The sequence below is a fragment of the Proteus vulgaris genome (genome assembly GCF_016647575.1).
Classification (GTDB): domain Bacteria; phylum Pseudomonadota; class Gammaproteobacteria; order Enterobacterales; family Enterobacteriaceae; genus Proteus; species Proteus mirabilis_B.
Map to the genome: position 1 here is coordinate 3,056,851 of NZ_CP032663.1, position 16,800 is coordinate 3,073,650.

13 protein-coding genes are annotated in these 16,800 nt (G+C 38.5%); all 13 read left to right on the forward strand.

Annotated features, from left to right (window positions below; genetic code table 11):
* Positions 1 to 5: 5 nt before the first annotated feature.
* A complete protein-coding gene (gene tssK / locus D7029_RS14135) occupies positions 6 to 1,343 on the forward strand; it encodes a type VI secretion system baseplate subunit TssK (RefSeq protein WP_194950993.1) in 1,338 nt (445 codons plus the stop codon).
* Entirely contained in the window at positions 1,340 to 2,008 is a 669-nt protein-coding gene (tssL, locus tag D7029_RS14140) for a type VI secretion system protein TssL, short form (RefSeq protein WP_194950994.1), read from the forward strand. The genes tssK and tssL overlap by 4 nt, the downstream gene beginning before the upstream one ends.
* Positions 2,008 to 3,726, forward strand: a complete 1,719-nt coding sequence (locus D7029_RS14145) for an OmpA family protein (RefSeq protein WP_228766692.1) — start codon at positions 2,008 to 2,010, stop codon at positions 3,724 to 3,726. The genes tssL and D7029_RS14145 overlap by 1 nt, the downstream gene beginning before the upstream one ends.
* Before the next feature lie 22 nt (positions 3,727 to 3,748).
* The gene (locus tag D7029_RS14150; RefSeq protein ID WP_023583757.1) at positions 3,749 to 4,240 is read left to right on the forward strand and encodes an Hcp family type VI secretion system effector; all 492 of its coding nucleotides are present in this window, start codon (positions 3,749 to 3,751) and stop codon (positions 4,238 to 4,240) included.
* A gap of 353 nt (positions 4,241 to 4,593) precedes the next feature.
* The gene (tssH, locus tag D7029_RS14155; RefSeq protein ID WP_194950996.1) at positions 4,594 to 7,266 is read left to right on the forward strand and encodes a type VI secretion system ATPase TssH; all 2,673 of its coding nucleotides are present in this window, start codon (positions 4,594 to 4,596) and stop codon (positions 7,264 to 7,266) included.
* A gap of 24 nt (positions 7,267 to 7,290) precedes the next feature.
* Positions 7,291 to 7,809, forward strand: coding sequence for a DUF3304 domain-containing protein (locus D7029_RS14160; RefSeq protein WP_194950997.1), 519 nt, complete (start codon positions 7,291 to 7,293; stop codon positions 7,807 to 7,809).
* Positions 7,794 to 8,324 carry a DUF3304 domain-containing protein gene (locus D7029_RS14165; RefSeq protein WP_194950998.1) on the forward strand — a complete coding sequence of 177 codons (531 nt, stop codon included), beginning with the start codon at positions 7,794 to 7,796 and terminating at the stop codon, positions 8,322 to 8,324. The genes D7029_RS14160 and D7029_RS14165 overlap by 16 nt, the downstream gene beginning before the upstream one ends.
* A complete protein-coding gene (locus tag D7029_RS14170) occupies positions 8,309 to 8,839 on the forward strand; it encodes a DUF3304 domain-containing protein (protein ID WP_194950999.1) in 531 nt (176 codons plus the stop codon). Before D7029_RS14165 ends, D7029_RS14170 begins: the two co-directional genes overlap by 16 nt.
* The gene (locus D7029_RS14175) at positions 8,824 to 11,505 is read left to right on the forward strand and encodes a T6SS phospholipase effector Tle1-like catalytic domain-containing protein (RefSeq protein ID WP_194951000.1); all 2,682 of its coding nucleotides are present in this window, start codon (positions 8,824 to 8,826) and stop codon (positions 11,503 to 11,505) included. Before D7029_RS14170 ends, D7029_RS14175 begins: the two co-directional genes overlap by 16 nt.
* A 108-nt stretch (positions 11,506 to 11,613) precedes the next feature.
* Positions 11,614 to 14,142, forward strand: coding sequence for a type VI secretion system Vgr family protein (locus tag D7029_RS14180; protein ID WP_194951001.1), 2,529 nt, complete (start codon positions 11,614 to 11,616; stop codon positions 14,140 to 14,142).
* Positions 14,142 to 14,909, forward strand: coding sequence for a T6SS immunity protein Tli3 family protein (locus tag D7029_RS14185; RefSeq protein WP_194951002.1), 768 nt, complete (start codon positions 14,142 to 14,144; stop codon positions 14,907 to 14,909). The genes D7029_RS14180 and D7029_RS14185 overlap by 1 nt, the downstream gene beginning before the upstream one ends.
* Positions 14,910 to 15,067: 158 nt before the next feature.
* Positions 15,068 to 15,838: a T6SS immunity protein Tli3 family protein gene (locus D7029_RS14190; protein ID WP_194951003.1), complete on the forward strand. Its 771-nt coding sequence runs from the start codon at positions 15,068 to 15,070 to the stop codon at positions 15,836 to 15,838.
* A 160-nt stretch (positions 15,839 to 15,998) separates the two neighbouring features.
* Positions 15,999 to 16,769 (forward strand): T6SS immunity protein Tli3 family protein, encoded by a 771-nt coding sequence (locus tag D7029_RS14195; protein ID WP_194951004.1) that lies wholly within the window; start codon positions 15,999 to 16,001, stop codon positions 16,767 to 16,769.
* Positions 16,770 to 16,800 lie beyond the last annotated feature (31 nt).

A 16,800-nucleotide genomic window follows, 5' to 3' on the forward strand; every position in this document is an offset into this window, starting at 1 on the left:
CACGGATGAAAATATACCGCCCCCTCTGGAGTGATGGGGCCTTTTTGGCTCCTCAGCAATTTCAACAACAAGCAAGATGGGATAGCTATCTCATTAGCACCATCGCCAATATGACGATTGCATCAGCATGGGGCGTTATTTGTGCTGAATTTGATGAAAGTGCCTTAACGATTTCTCGCCTTAGCGCACAAAAACTCATCGTTCGTTTTCCCGATGGCACCCTAATTGATACAACGCTGGCTGACAATTTACCGCCAGTCAATGAACTCAGCCATTACTCTCAACATCAAACACTTGATATCGTTCTTGCCTTACCTTTATTGCAAGCCAATGGTGGTAATCTTATGCAAGAGGGACGCTCTGATAGACCACAACAGTTCTATCAAGAGTGGATGAAAGTCCAAGATTTAATTGGGCAAGAACAAACTGACATCGCTGTATTACGACATAGTATTACTTTGCGTTATGCCCATGAAGAAAATAGCGCATATATGACTTGCCCTGTTGCTCGATTAATTCGTAATGCACAAGGTGCATGGGAAATAGATAAGCATTTTATTCCCCCATTATTAAGTTGTAGTGCAAGCCCTGAATTAACCATATTGTTTTCAGAATTCATGCACCGCTTAGTCGCAAAGCGCCGTCGCCTAATGACTATGCGTCGCGAAAATAATGAGCAAATGGCAGATTTTGCGGTTGCTGATGTCTCGCTTTTTTGGCTACTAAATGCGATTAATAGCGCTGAACCAGTATTAAGCGAATTACTATCATCAATGGGGCGCCACCCTGAACTTCTTTATCGTGAATTAGTACGTTTAGCGGGTGCACTACTGACATTTTCACTCGATCATGAAAATGGTGATATTCCTCTTTATCAACACTCATCCCCTGAACAGGTTTTCCCACCTTTATTTAGCTTACTTAATACCCTATTAGAAGCGAGTTTACCTTCACGTGTGATTAGTATTGCGCTTGATAAAGAAGGACCTTTCTGGCGTGGTGAACTGCATGATCCTCGCCTACGCGAAGACGCCGATTTCTATCTTTCCGTGCGTTCTGCGTTGCCAGCTCATTTATTGATCACTCAATTTCCATTGCTTTGCAAAGCAGGTAGTAATGACGATGTTGCCAGTGTGGTTAACGTGGCACTTAACGGTATTCCATTACAACCGTTAACACATGTTCCTGCGGCTATCCCTCTGCGTTTAGAAAATCACTATTTTGCCCTTGAGCTTAATAACCCAGCAGGTCAAGCCATGTTGGGATCAGGTCACTGTGCCTTTTATGTACCGGGAACATTAGGTGAAATTCAACTCGAACTTTTTGCGGTGCTTCGCTCATGATAACGAATACAAGAACAGCTAAAAATAACATGATTGATATGCTTTTTGCTGATACTTGGTTAATGGTATGTCAGCTACGCCAAGGTGCCGAAATTACTGATGGTAAAGCGTTCTATCGGCGCGTCTGTGAACATATTGATAAAACACGCCAACAGCTCGTAGAAAAAGGCTATTCCCAATCAGCCATTGAAAACATGCTTTATGCACAATGCGCTTTAATTGATGAAAGCGTGATGAACCGAACTGAGCGCGATGATGGTTATTTACAGTGGATACAATCTCCATTACAAGCTAAGTATTTCAATACGTTAGAAGCTGGCGACAAACTGTGGGATAGGTTACGTGATCTATTAAATGAACCCGCACCCAACAATGATGTACTTATCTGTTTTCACCGTGTGATCACTCTGGGTTTTGTTGGTAAATATCGCCAAACCGATGCACCCGAACGAGAACAAATTATTGAGTTACTTAATACTCAACTTCCCGCCTATGCACTATCAAGTGATTTACCTTTAGTGATGAAACCCAAACATCGAATGAATCGTCGCCATATTTATTGGCTTGGTTGGTTTGGGGGAATTGTGGTGATTGCAATGCTGTGGTGGGGCTTTTCTGTGTCATTAGAAAATTTACTTCAACAATGGGTAACTCAAGGAAAGTGATGCAAAAAAATAGGATAAAACAGTGTATTACATTGTTTTCAGCAAGCTTATTATTGTGGTTGCTTTGGGGATTTTGGTCTTTTGGTAAAGAGATCTCCTTTTTTCTGACGGCCTTTATTTGTATCGTCACACTGACTTTATGTGTTTGGTTTTTCCGCCAACAAAAAAGTGCTCCTTACCTTAAAGATGCACTTACAAGCCAGCTTCCTCCTGATAACTATCAAGGTGCAGTTATTATTGTTTGTGGTCAATCACAAGCTCTTTTTCATGAAAATCAAACCTATCGAGAGACAGCTAAAGGTTGGTATATTTGTGCCTCTTCTCCTATCGATTTGATCAACATCACTCAACATATTGTTGATATTGCTCCCTTACAATTACGCCAATTGTCACTGTTATACGCCTTATTACCTGAACAACAATTACAACAAGAAGAAGTGACTCAAGAAACACTTAATTGGCGTCGCGCTATTCATGAAAGCAATAAAAAAGCAGGTAAAACATTACCTTTTTGGGTGACGCTTTATCTTAACTCCCCAGTTAATTACCTCAATTCACATTTTGATGACACTACACCATGGATAACCTATTTAAGTGACCAACCAGAATTACTGGTTATCTCTGACAATCTAGCGACCCAACCTGTTTCAACATGGTTATCACAAAATACTGAACAAACCGAAAACCAGCTCACCATGGCACTTTGGCTTGATCAATTACTTGCTTGGTTAAAAAGTGAATTTATTCCTTTGCTTACTGTTGCTCAATCTGGTGCTCCAAGCCTGATCCCTGTTGCTTGGGCAATGCAATTTACGACCGTACCTACCATTTCAGATAACAGCTGGGCTCAATTTATTCACCATAAAACCACGTTATCTCCGACTATTACCAAAGCATCAAATAACAGCGACGAATTACCACTACCAGACATTGTGATTAATAAACTTTCTCACGATGTCAATTTACTAAAAATAGAAACGACCTTTGGTGTTGTTGGCGTAATTTGTGGGTTATTTCTTATTGGTGCTCTCTCTGGTAGCTACCATCATAACAAGCAATTAATTTACGATAACAGTCATGATATCAACCACTTTAAAAGCATTACTGATGAAAATTTAGAACCTAAAAAAGTGGCTTATCAACAGTTACTTTCAGATGCAACGTTTCTCTCTCATTGGCAACGAGAAGGTATTCCTGCTCGCTACTCTTTAGCGTTATATCAAGGCAATAACATCTTACCTTATTTGCACGCCTTGCTTAGTTCATGGGCTCCACCACTGCCACCAGCTCCTATCATCGTGCAAGAAGTTCCTGAAATGGTGACGTTAGATAGCCTTGCCCTCTTCGCATCGGGTCAATACGAATTAAAAAATGAGGCCACCAAAGTACTTGTTGATGCGCTTATCAATATAAAAGCCAAACCAGGCTGGTTAATTGTCATTTCAGGGTACACCGACAACACCGGTAATCCTGATTTAAACCAAAAACTTTCTCTTAAACGAGCTGAAGCCGTGCGTGATTGGATGATCAAAACCAGCGATATCGCACCATCTTGCTTTGCAGTGCAAGGATATGGTCAGCATCAGCCTGTTGCAGACAACTCAACACTCGATGGTCGGGCTCGTAATCGTCGAGTTGAAATTCGCCTGATACCTCAAGCTGATGCTTGTCAGGTATTAGCTGATGACCTTACGCCACTGAAGGATGGTGGCAACTAAACCTTAGAAAGGAGATGTAATTATGGCTATTCCTGTATACCTCTGGTTGAAAGATGACGGTAATGCGGACATCAAAGGTTCTGTTAATGTTCAAGATCGTGAAGGCAGTATCGAAGTCGTCGCTCAAGATCACAACTTGTACATTCCAACAGATAACAATACTGGCAAATTAACCGGTACACGTATCCATACTCCATTTATCTTCGTAAAAGAAATTGATGCATCCAGCCCGTATTTATACAAGGCGGTTACAACTGGGCAAACGTTGAAAAAAGCAGAGTTTAAGTGGTATCGCATCGATGATGCAGGTCAAGAAGTTGAATATTTCAATACTACGCTTGAAAACGTCAAGGTAGTCAAAGTGGCTCCTAAGATGCACAACATCAAAGATCCGACTAAAGAAAAACACAATCACCTCGAAGAAGTTGAATTGCGTTACGAAAAAATCACTTGGACTTACAAAGACGGAAATATCATTCATTCAGATTCATGGAATGAACGCGCTACTGCGTAAAATCGAAACAAACAGGCGGTTAACCGCCTGTTTTAACTACCAATTATTGTAAAGCGTTATAACTCAAAATTTAACAAATAAATACTCTAAATAGTTCGAGGTGTAGCTAGGCGACAAATGAATGAGTTGCTAGGAGCATACAAAAGTATGTGACTAGCACGAGTGAGTGCAGTCAACAACGCTACAACTTGAAATATGACGAGTATCAGAAGTATGTGACTAGTGCGAGTGAGCATAGTCAACAACGCTACAACTTGAAATATGACGAGTATGCCTTATGAGCCTCGGTCTACGGCTAAGGGCGGTAGCGTACCTAAATTCCCTCAATAGGGACTTCATTACTGGGAGAGAACATGGAAAATCAATCTGTCATGCTATTGCGTCGGTTAAATCCTTATTGTGCAAAAGCGCTAGAAGCGGCTGCCTCATTATGCCAAACCCGTGCCCACGCAGAAGTAACTATTGAACACTGGCTATTAAAAATTCTAGAACTTGGTGAAAGTGATATCACTGTATTAGCACGTCGCTACGAATGGGATTTATCTGCACTTTGGCAAAGCTTACTTGATGCGATTGATAAATTGCCCCGCTCTGTACGTAGCCGACCTCAATTATCCAAAACCTTATTAGAATTAATTAAAAATGCATGGGTCATTGCTTCTCTTGATGAAGATATCGAACAAATCCGCAGTGTGCACTTATTGCATACGATGACTAAACAACCAGCATTAGTTCCACTTGATGCACTTTGGCCTTTAATGACATTAGGTGAGACACAACTACAACGATTAAGACCTCTACTTGATGCTCAATCTGATGAAAGGCCAGAAATTCAACAATTAGCTTCACATAATCATTTACCTGAAGCCCCCCTTGCTGAAAATAATGAAACCAATACTCCATCTTCAACGACAGATAACGCCGTAATTGGTCATACTCTTAGTGATGCATTACAGGCGGTATTAAATAAATTCACTCTTGATGTGACAGAAAAAGCGCGACTGGGTGAAATTGATCCTGTATTTGGTCGAGATGATGAAATTCGTCAAATGGTCGATATTCTCTCTCGTCGCCGTAAAAACAACCCTATTCTTGTTGGAGAGCCCGGTGTAGGTAAAACCGCACTTGTTGAAGGATTAGCATTACGTATTGCTGAAAAAAATGTTCCTATCAGTTTACAAACTACCTCATTACGCACTCTAGATTTAGGTCTATTACAAGCGGGGGCGGGAGTAAAAGGTGAGTTTGAACAGCGTTTAAAAAACGTTATCGATGCCGTTCAACAATCACCCTCACCAATTCTACTTTTTATCGATGAAGCGCATACAATTATTGGTGCAGGTAATCAAGCCGGTGGTGCCGATGCCGCTAACTTATTAAAACCCGCATTGGCTCGCGGTGAATTACGGACTATCGCGGCAACCACTTGGTCAGAATACAAACAATATTTTGAACGTGATGCTGCATTAGAACGTCGTTTTCAAATCGTTAAAGTTGACGAGCCTGATGATGAAAAAGCCTTTTTAATGTTACGAGGATTAAAATCCCGTTATGCCAAATATCACGGCGTACACATCACTGATGATGCAGTAAAAGCAGCCGTCACCTTATCTCGTCGTTATTTAACGGGTCGCCAACTTCCTGATAAAGCTGTTGATTTACTTGATACTGCCAGTGCGCGTATTCGAATGAGTTTAGACACCTTACCTGAAGAACTCACCCGTATTAAAGCCAAACGTTATGCACTTGAACTAGAACAAAAAGCGATACTTGATGACATCACTATTGGTAATTTAACCAATCAAACCAAGTTATCTGATTTATCTTCTCAAGATGCCCAATTAGCACTTCAACTTGAAGCCTTAGAACAGCGTTTTGAGCAAGAAAAAGAGATTATCTGTCAGCTAATTGAAAGCAGACAAGATCCCGAAAATACCGCAACATCTGCACTGTTACAGCAACAACTCTCACAATTACAACAAGAAGCACCACTTTTAAACCCTGATGTAGACGTTCGCACAGTGGCAACGGTTATTGCTGATTGGACAGGCGTTCCACTTTCAAGCCTTCTTAAAGATGAACAAATCGGCTTGTTAGAGCTAGAGAGTAACTTATCAAAATACGTTGTTGGACAAGACAGTGCTTTACTCGCATTAGCACAACGTCTGCGTGCATCTAGAACAGGATTAGTGTCTGAAAACGGTCCTCAAGGCGTATTTTTATTAGTGGGTCCAAGTGGTGTAGGTAAAACAGAATCAGCCATTGCGCTGGCAGAATGTCTGTTTGGCGGTCAAAAATCCCTAATCACTATCAATATGTCTGAATATCAAGAAGCACATACAGTCAGCCAATTAAAAGGCTCACCTCCAGGTTATGTTGGATACGGTCAAGGTGGTGTATTAACCGAAGCAGTAAGAAAACGCCCTTATAGCATTGTGTTATTAGATGAAGTTGAAAAAGCACATCGCGATGTTCTAAATCTTTTCTATCAAGTATTTGATAGAGGCTTTATGCGTGATGGTGAAGGTCGTGAAATTGATTTTCGTAATACCGTTATTTTAATGACTGCAAATTTAGGCAGTGATTATTTAATGCAACAACTGGAAGAGTCACCATTAAGTACAGATAGCGATTTACAAGAGACACTGCGCCCTATTTTACGTGACCATTTTCAACCCGCACTACTGGCTCGTTTCCAAACATTAATTTACCGTCCTCTTGATGCAACGGCACTACGCATTATTGTTGAGATGAAATTAAAAAATGTGATCAAGCGACTTTACACTCACTATCGATTAACAGGTATTGTCGAAGAAACTCTCTACGACACCATTGTAGATGCCTGTTTATTACCAGATACAGGTGCGAGAAATATCGATAGCCTGCTTAATCAACAAATTCTCCCTATTCTTAGCCAGCAACTCCTTTTACGCCAAGCCAATGCTGAAAAATCACAATATGTCATTTTAGGTTTTAATGAAGAAGAAGGTATTACATTGAGTTTTAGTGATGAGTTGCCAAACTAACAATAACTAAGATCTATCGCCAAAATGACTCGTAAAACGCTCACTATAATTATTTTCACATTCATCGTTATTGTGGTGAGCTCACTGTTTTTCCCCAAGAAAAAACCACAAGATGACTACCTTGCTGGGAATTTACACGGGTTTAATCATGTCAAAGGTACTTCTGTAAATTGGTTTATGGTCAATGGCTATTATGGCAAAGGGGGTGGCGGAACCTGTTGTATTGTCGTGCCCGCCAAATGGACGCCGAATCAATGGGTCAAAGTGGAATGGGAGGTCGATCCCGATGCTTACCCTGGTGATATTCCTAAATTTAATGATCCTTACTACAAAGAATATATGAGGTTACATAAAGCCAATTACCGTCATTATAGCAAAATGGTAGAAATTCCCGAATATGACGACCCCTGTGATGTGAAAGTGCATTTTCTTCCCTGCCAAGAGGTTCGGATCACATTATCTTGTTATTCCCCAGGACACCCTAATTACCCTATTTCGGTTCCAACAAAGATGGAGGAGCCTGCAATATGCTCGAAAAAATAACCCGTAAAAAAGTTATTGTCGTTGGTGTTATTCTTACCATTGTTGCTGTGAGCTCACTGTTGTTTCCCAAGAAAAAACCACAAGATGACTACCTTGCTGGGAATTTACACGGGTTTAATCATGTCAAAGGTACTTCTGTAAATTGGTTCATGGTCAATGGATATTATGGCAAAGGGGGTGGCGGAACCTGTTGTATTGTCGTGCCCGCCAAATGGACGCCGAATCAATGGGTCAAAGTGGAATGGGAGGTCGATCCCAATGCTTACCCTGGTGATATTCCTGAATTTAATGATCCTACTTACGATGAATATATGAAGCTACATGAAGCAAATTATCGTCGCTATAGCAAAATGGTAGAAATTCCTGAGTATGACGATCCTTGCGATGTTAAAGTGCATTTTCTTCCCTGCCAAGAGGTTCGGATCACATTATCTTGTTATTCCCCAGGACACCCTAATTACCCTATTTCGGTTCCAACAAAGATGGAGGAGCCTGCAATATGCTCGAAAAAATAACCCGTAAAAAAGTTATTGTCATTGGTGTTATTCTTGTCATTGTTGCCGTGAGCTCACTGTTTTTCCCCAAGAAAAAACCACAAGATGACTACCTTGCTGGGAATTTACACGGGTTTAACCATGTCAAAGGTACCTCTGTAAATTGGTTTATGGTCAATGGCTATTATGGCAAAGGGGGGGGGGGAACCTGTTGTATTGTCGTGCCTGCCAAATGGACGCCGAATCAATGGGTCAAAGTGGAATGGGAGGTCGATCCCAATGCTTACCCTGGTGATATTCCCAAGTTTAGCGATCCTTACTACGATGAATATATGAGGTTACATGAGGCCAATTACCGTCGTTATAGCAAAATGGTAGAAATTCCCGAATATGACGACCCCTGTGATGTCAAAGTGCATTTTCTTCCCTGCCAAGAAGTCAAGATCACCTTGTCTTGCAAATCATGGGGACACCCTGACTATCCAGTCAATGAACCCGATGATATGGAGGAACCAGAAACATGTCCAAGCAAGTAAACTCCATTTTTATTGAAACTATAGAAGCAGAAGCCACTAAAGCTATTTCAACCATAAGATCACAAGGTGATCCTTGTTGGGCTCCTCCCTTATTTCCTAAAGATGGGCGCTTAGAACTTACTCAGAAACAAATTCGTGATAATCATGAAAAACTAACAAATAAAGAAATAGAATATTATCAAAACGCTAAAAAACAAAAAAAAGCGTTATGTTGTAAAACATTACACGTGAGTTTATTTTTTGATGGTACAAATAATAATAATTATAATGATACTGAGGCGTCAACTCCACCTCATCCCTCTAATGTTGCTAAGCTTTATCATGCCTCTTCTCCTGAAAAGAATGAAGTTAAGAATAAGGGTTTCTATAGTTATTATATTCCTGGTGTTGGTACCCCTTTTCCAGATATCGGCACTGATGAGTACTATTCTGATGGATTAATTTTTGCAACCGGTGGCGAAGCTCGAATAAGTTGGGGATTAATTCAAGTTTGTGATGCTATTTACCATGCAGTAACCGGTGATGGTCTCTCTTTAGCAGATAAACGAGCCTTACTTAAAGAAATGAGTACAGATTTAAATTTTGAATCAATGATAAATACCGATCTAGACTCTACTGATACTTTTTATGGTGCCACTGGAGCCGCCGCTATGGGTAGCCTAGGATTAATCGTTGGTTCCGCATACAGTAAATTTAATAAAACCTATAATCCCGTCAAACCATTAAACGATTTTCTTAAACCTTTAAAATGGAAAATATCTAAAGTAAAACCGCATATTGTCGCTTTAAAAATTTACGCTTATGGATTTTCTCGAGGTGCAGCAGAAGCACGTACTTTTGTTTACTGGCTTAATCAATTTTTAAATTATCATTTTGAAGAGTTACCTCACGCATGGAAAAAACCGTGTCCTTTGGGAACCATTTATAGTTTACCTGTTTCCGTTGAATTTCTAGGTTTATTTGACACTGTTGCCGCAGTGGGGTTAGCTAATGTAGTACCTGGTGCTACAGGACATAATGGTTGGGCAAGTGGTACACAGCAGTTGCCAAAGTCGTCACTTGTCAAAAATGTTTGTCATCTTGTTGCCGCCCATGAACAGAGACAATGTTTTACTGTTGACTCAATTCGGGCACCTGAAGGCCATTATCCCTTGAATTCTGTTGAAGTCATTTACCCAGGAGTACACTCTGATATTGGTGGAGGTTATCCACCAGGCGACCAAGGTAAAGCAAGGAATCACCATAAAGAATTATTATCACAAATCACATTACATGATATGTATGCAGCGGCAATCGATGCAGGAGCACCATTAGCGATTAGAGAAGATATTCTTATACAATTACCAGAAATTAAAAATGAATATTCTTTTCGGATAATATCTCAATCAACTCTAAAAGAATTTGCAATATCAGAAGATTTAGTTAATAAATTCAATTCTTGGCGAAACTATACTTTACCTGAACAGTTTGCTTTATCTAATCATATTACTGCTACTAGTAATGAAACCTTATGTTTTATACCTCCACGTTTTGTCATGAGTACTTTAGAATATGCTATGGAAATTCAGCTTATTTTAATCACAGCCTGGAGAATTGGCCGCTATGGTACAAAACAAAGTGAAGAAATTAATTTAACGTATCAACCATTTTTTACAAATGCACCGCAACACCCTGACATTTCAGTCGAACCTTATAATGCTAAATTTTCAAGACAAGCTACAGCTGTGTTAGCTCTAGAATATGAGAAAAAAGCAAAAGATATAGCTGAGAAAACATCACTCAGAGATAAAGAAAAAAAGACAATAACCGACCTTTCTAATTGGAAACCAAGTGATAAAAATATAGGGCCACCACTTTTTGATGCAACAAATGCTAGAGGTCAGTTATGGGAGGCATCTTTAGAATTTAAATTTGAATTAGAAGATTTAAAAGGAGTATCCAGACCTACACCTCTAATAAAAATAAACCAAAAATCAAAAGTAGAATGTCAACAAGAAGCACAATGGTTTAAAAAAGTACATGGTGAAAGCTCATCAATATACCAAACAAATCTAGAAAAATGTCAAAATGCCCCTGAAATAACATTTCCATCTGACGTTATATTAAAATCAGATTTACTAAAAGCATTTCAATCTACTAATAAGCTTGTTTACATAGCTACAACTCAAGATGAAAGGCAAGAATACTTAAGCTTAAAAGCGATTAGTAGTATCATATTTAAAAAAATAATGTCTTTATCAATGAGAAAAATAACTCAAGATGTAGACCTTAAAAACGTTATTAGTTTGCTTGATGATCAAATACATGATTCCCGTGCATGGTTTATGCACTCTGAAAGTGGTATTCGTGAGCCTTTTAGTAGTTATTTTTTATCAAGAATGATCTACTTTGGTTACAAATCAAATAAATCAATGCAATTAATTATGCAACCTGAAGGAACATCTAGTTATTTAGATACAATAATACTACTAGGTATAGCATATAAACCTTTATATGGAATTATATTTGTAGACTTATCGACAGGAAAAGAAACTCCTATAGATATAACTAAACTCCCTCCTCCAACATATTATTTAGTTAATCAAATATCAGAACTTATTAAGCAACAAAAAAAAGAAGAATTAAATAATACTATGCAAGATTTACAAGTAATTATTGAAAAATAATATCTACAATTATTAAACGTTATTATATCAATTAAAACTCCTTCACAAGGATAAACACCGAAAGTTTGTTAATAATAAACAAACGGGATGTGTTTATATAATTCAGCTATGAACTTAAAAAAAACAACTCAGACTCTACTTAATGGACAAAATCGCTATCATCTTAATGTACAAGGATGTGATGTTTTATTTGATGTAGAACACTTCACCGGACGCGAAGCAATAAGTGATACCTACCATTATCAAATTACCTTTACTTGCCAAGCTCAAGATTTACAGCCACAACAACTCTTGCGTCGTAGTGCAACCCTATCTTTTACACCGCCAATTAACAGTATTACCGCTTTGGCAACGCAAGAGCCTATCACCAAACAAGTTCATGGTGTTATCACACAATTTCGGCGTTTATCAGGATCTGTGGATGAAGCGCGTTATCAACTCGTTATTGAGCCTGTCTTTGCATTATTACGTCATCAAATCCGCTCTCATCGATTTTTTCTCAATCAATCTGTGCCCGATGTTGTAAGCCAAATTTTACGTGAACATAATTTTAAAGATTGGGAGTTTGAATTTACACTTAAAAATGAATATCCCAAACGCGAGCAAATTAATCAATACAATGAAAGTGATCGTCAATTTATAGAACGACTATTAAGTGAAGTCGGTATTTTTTACTCATTCTATTTGCAAGACCAAACACAAACTGAAGTTATCCATTTTGCCGATCGCCAAAGTGCTTATATCTTTGATAAAACATTACCTCTCAATAGCCCTTCCGGTATGAACGATAACCACCAAGAAAGTGTGTGGGGATTATCATTACACCATCAAGTTGTCGAGCAAAATGTATTAACAAAAGACTATAACCATCGACAAGCGCAAGACACATTATTATCTGCGGTTGCTGATATGACACGTGGTGAAGGTGATGAAATCCACTATGGTGAAGTTTATCATTACCAAGCAAGACATCTTACTCGTGGCGATAAACTCACACCTGAAGCAGAAACTGCTAACTTTTGGGCAAGACTCGATCATGAACGTTTTCTGACTCGACAAATGCGCTTAAAAGGCGAAAGTAATGCCGACTTTTTATCACCGCTCCAAGTGCTTTCTATCACTGATAACGCAATACCTTCATCATTACCGTCTGTGTTTCAATCACCTATTTTAATCACTCGCCTACGCTTTAGTGGTGGTCGGGAAAAAGCACTACAAGTACGATTTAATGCCATTCCTTACAGTGAAACACTATGCTGGCGTCCAGTTGTTAAACCTCGTCCAATTATTACAGGCACACTGACTGCGCGTATTACTAGTGCAAAAGATAACGATATTTACGCTCACCAAAATGAACACGGTTTTTATTGGGTAAAATTTGATGCCGACCGTGATGAAAAACCCATGGGCTATGAAAGTATGCCAGTACGCTTGGCAAAACCTTATGCGGGCGATACCTATGGGATGCATTTTCCGTTAATTCAAGGTACTGAAGTCGCTATCGCCTTTCATGAGGGCGACCCAGACCGACCTTATATCGCCCATGCATTGCATGATTCTCGCCATCCCGATCATGTAACGGATAGAAACAATACACGTAATGTTATTCGTACTCCTGCAAATAATAAGCTGCGAATGGAAGATAAACGCGGTGAAGAGCATATTAAACTCAGTACCGAATATGGGGGTAAATCTCAATTAAATTTAGGTCATATTGTCGATGCCAATCGTGATAAACGTGGTGAAGGTTTTGAGTTACGCACTGATAGTTGGGGAGCAATAAGAGCAGGTAAAGGATTGTTTATTAGTGCAGATAATCAAGCCAAAGCAGGTGGTGAAGTGCTGGCAATGGAGGAGGCGCAGTCACAACTCACTGCTGCATTAATAGAAATGCAAACTCTAACCAAAAGTGCAGAACATGCTAGTGCTCTCGCTTCTAATATCCAGCAACAGCAAGAAAGCCTAGAAAAAAAATTAATCCAATTAAAAAAATCAGTGCTCTTAGCCACTGCCCCTGACGGAATAGCACTAACCAGTGGCGATAATTTACAACTGTCGGCTGAAGAAAATCTCACTCTAACAGCAAGCCAACAAGTTGATATTGGTGCATTTAAAAAATTCACGTTAGCTGCTGGTGAAATGATGAGTTTTTTTTCCAGAATGGGAGCAAAAATTTTCACCAAAACTGGTGACATTGAAATTCAAGCACAAGATGGTCGGCTATCAACATGGTCTACACAAGATTCAATAATAAGTAGTGGTAAAAAAATGGTGTTATCAGCTCAAGAGGAACTACTCTTATCTTGTGGTGGTGGATATATACGAATTAAAGATGGTAATGTGGAAATTGGAGGACCTGGAAAGTTATTAATTAAAAATAATGGCATTCAAAAATTAGGTCCACAAAGTGTAGAAAGTGCCATGAAATCTTTTTCACCAGAAGAATTTAGTGAATGGTTCGTTATTAAAAACCCACTTTCGGGAGAACCGATTGCTAATCAGCGTTATCAAATTACATTACCTAGTGGCGAAATTATAAAAGGCATTTCTGACTCCGAAGGTAAAACAACTCGTATAAATTCTAATGCAATAAACGATATTCTAATTAAATTATTACCTTATGGAGAAAATGAATAATGCGATACAAGTTATCCTATTTTTTTATTTTACTCTTGTCTACATCGACACTTTCTGGCTGTTTATCATTAAAAGAAAAAGCCGCAATTAAAGCGGAAAAAGATAAGATTGAACAGCAACGTCAATTAGAAGAGTTACGAAAAACATTTAAGCCTCCAGTGGTTATTTACCGCATTGACGACCATCGATTTTTTACCCTCGAAGAATTTAATGAAAAACGCGAAGGCTATACGTTTTATAACAACACACAAACTCAAGCTCACTTTAAAGTGTATAACGGTTCGGCATGTAACTTTCGTGGACGACTAATTTGGGCTGCACAATCTGATGAGTATATTGCTTTTCCTGCTGTGGATAGTAATTGGGAAGGTTGTGCAGGACGTCGAGATGCCTGCCAAAGCTCGATTTTACGCTATTATAGAGGTGAGCTGATTCCACTAATTACTCCGGTGGGTAATAAAACACTTAATCCCGTTAATGAAATGAGAAAATTTACCCTTGTGGTGACAGATACCCATTTTTATATTGGAAAAAGCTACAGTTCTTCTCCTCAGAAAGAATCATTAAGTAACTTATCCTGGGATAAGTACCCTTACCCAACACTCGAAGAAGTAGAAAATAATGCATCGAAACCCCATACATTAGAAGCTCCCAATCCAGAAATGAAAACTCCTTCAGGACAAACTCAATTTGATTGCAGTGATCCCTCTATTTCCCCGATGTCAAAGTTAGGTGACTATGGGCGAGATTATAGAATTAAAAAATAGAGTTTCTTTTTTATATTCTTATTATTCATTGAAAAAACAAAAGGTAAAAATGTGCCCAAAAACACCCTCCATTTGTTAAAAAACAAAAAGTACCTTAACTAACCCACACAAAAATAACAGTAAAATAAAAACAATATAATGATTAATAAGGATAAGCCATGTTCGTTAAATTATTAAAATTACCTTTTATTGTTATTATTAGCACCACCTTACTTTCTGGCTGTTTATCATTAAAAGAAAAAGCCGCAATTAAAGCGGAAAAAGATAAGATTGAACAGCAACGTCAATTAGAAGAGTTACGAAAAACATTTAAGCCTCCGGTGATTATTTACCGTATTGATGACCATCGCTTTTTTACCCTCGAAGAATTTAATGAAAAACGCGAAGGCTATACGTTTTATAACAACACACAAACTCAAGCTCATTTTAAAGTGTATAACAGTTCAGCATGTAATTTTCATGGACGTTTAATTTGGGCGGCTACACAGGATGACTATATTGCTTTTCCAGCGACTGCCAGCAATTGGTATGGCTGCGCAGGACGTCGAGATGCCTGCCAAAGCTCGATTTTACGCTATTATAGAGGTGAGCTGGTTCCACTAATTACTCCGGTGGGTAATAAAACACTTAATCCCGTTAATGAAATGAGAAAATTTACCCTTGTGGTGACAGATACCCATTTTTATATTGGAAAAAGCTACAGTTCTTCTCCTCAGAAAGAATCATTAAGTAACTTATCTTGGGATAAGTACCCTTACCCAACACTCGAAGAAGTGGAAAATAATACATCGAAACCTCATACATTAGAAGCGCCCAATCCAGAAATGAAAACTCCTTCAGGGCAAACTCAATTTGATTGCAGTGACCCTTCTATTTCCCCAATGTCAAAGTTAGGTGACTATGGGCAAGATTATAGAATTAAAAAATAGAGTTTCTTTTTTATATTGTTATTATTCATTAAAAAATAAAAGGTAAAAAAATGAGCCAGAAAAATACCCTCCATTTATTAAAAAAACAAATGTGCATTAATTAAGCCACACAAAAACAACGGTAAAATAAAAACAGCATAATGATTAATAAGGATAAGCCATGTTCGTTAAATTATTAAAATTACCTTTTATTGTTATTATTAGCACCACCTTACTTTCTGGCTGTTTATCATTAAAAGAAAAAGCCGCAATTAAAGCGGAAAAAGATAAGATTGAACAGCAACGTCAATTAGAAGAGTTACGAAAAACATTTAAGCCTCCAGTGGTTATTTACCGCATTGACGACCATCGATTTTTTACCCTCGAAGAATTTAATGAAAAACGCGAAGGCTATACGTTTTATAACAACACACAAACTCAAGCTCACTTTAAAGTGTATAACGGTTCGGCATGTAACTTTCGTGGACGACTAATTTGGGCTGCACAATCTGATGAGTATATTGCTTTTCCTGCTGTGGATAGTAATTGGGAAGGTTGTGCAGGACGTCGAGATGCCTGCCAAAGCTCGATTCTACAGTACGTTAAAGGGAAATTCATGCCTGTAGTTATGCCTCTGGGCAATAAAACACTCAACCCAGTGAAAGAGACTGAATATTTTACCCTTGTGGTAACAGATAATCACTTTTATATCGGAAAAGGCTATGCTCCCCCTCCTCAAAAAGAACCATTAAGTGACTTATATTGGGAAAAATACTCTTATGATACAAATGAGGATATAAAAAATAGAATATCAAAGCCTTATGCGTTAGAAGCCCCTTCCTATGAAATAAAAACTCCATCAGGACAAACTCAATTTGATTGCAGTGATCCCTCTATTTCCCCAATGTCAAAGTTAGGTGACTATGGCGTAGATTATCAGTTAGTAAAATAAATTTATTTTAATACTCACCCTTCTCTATTCT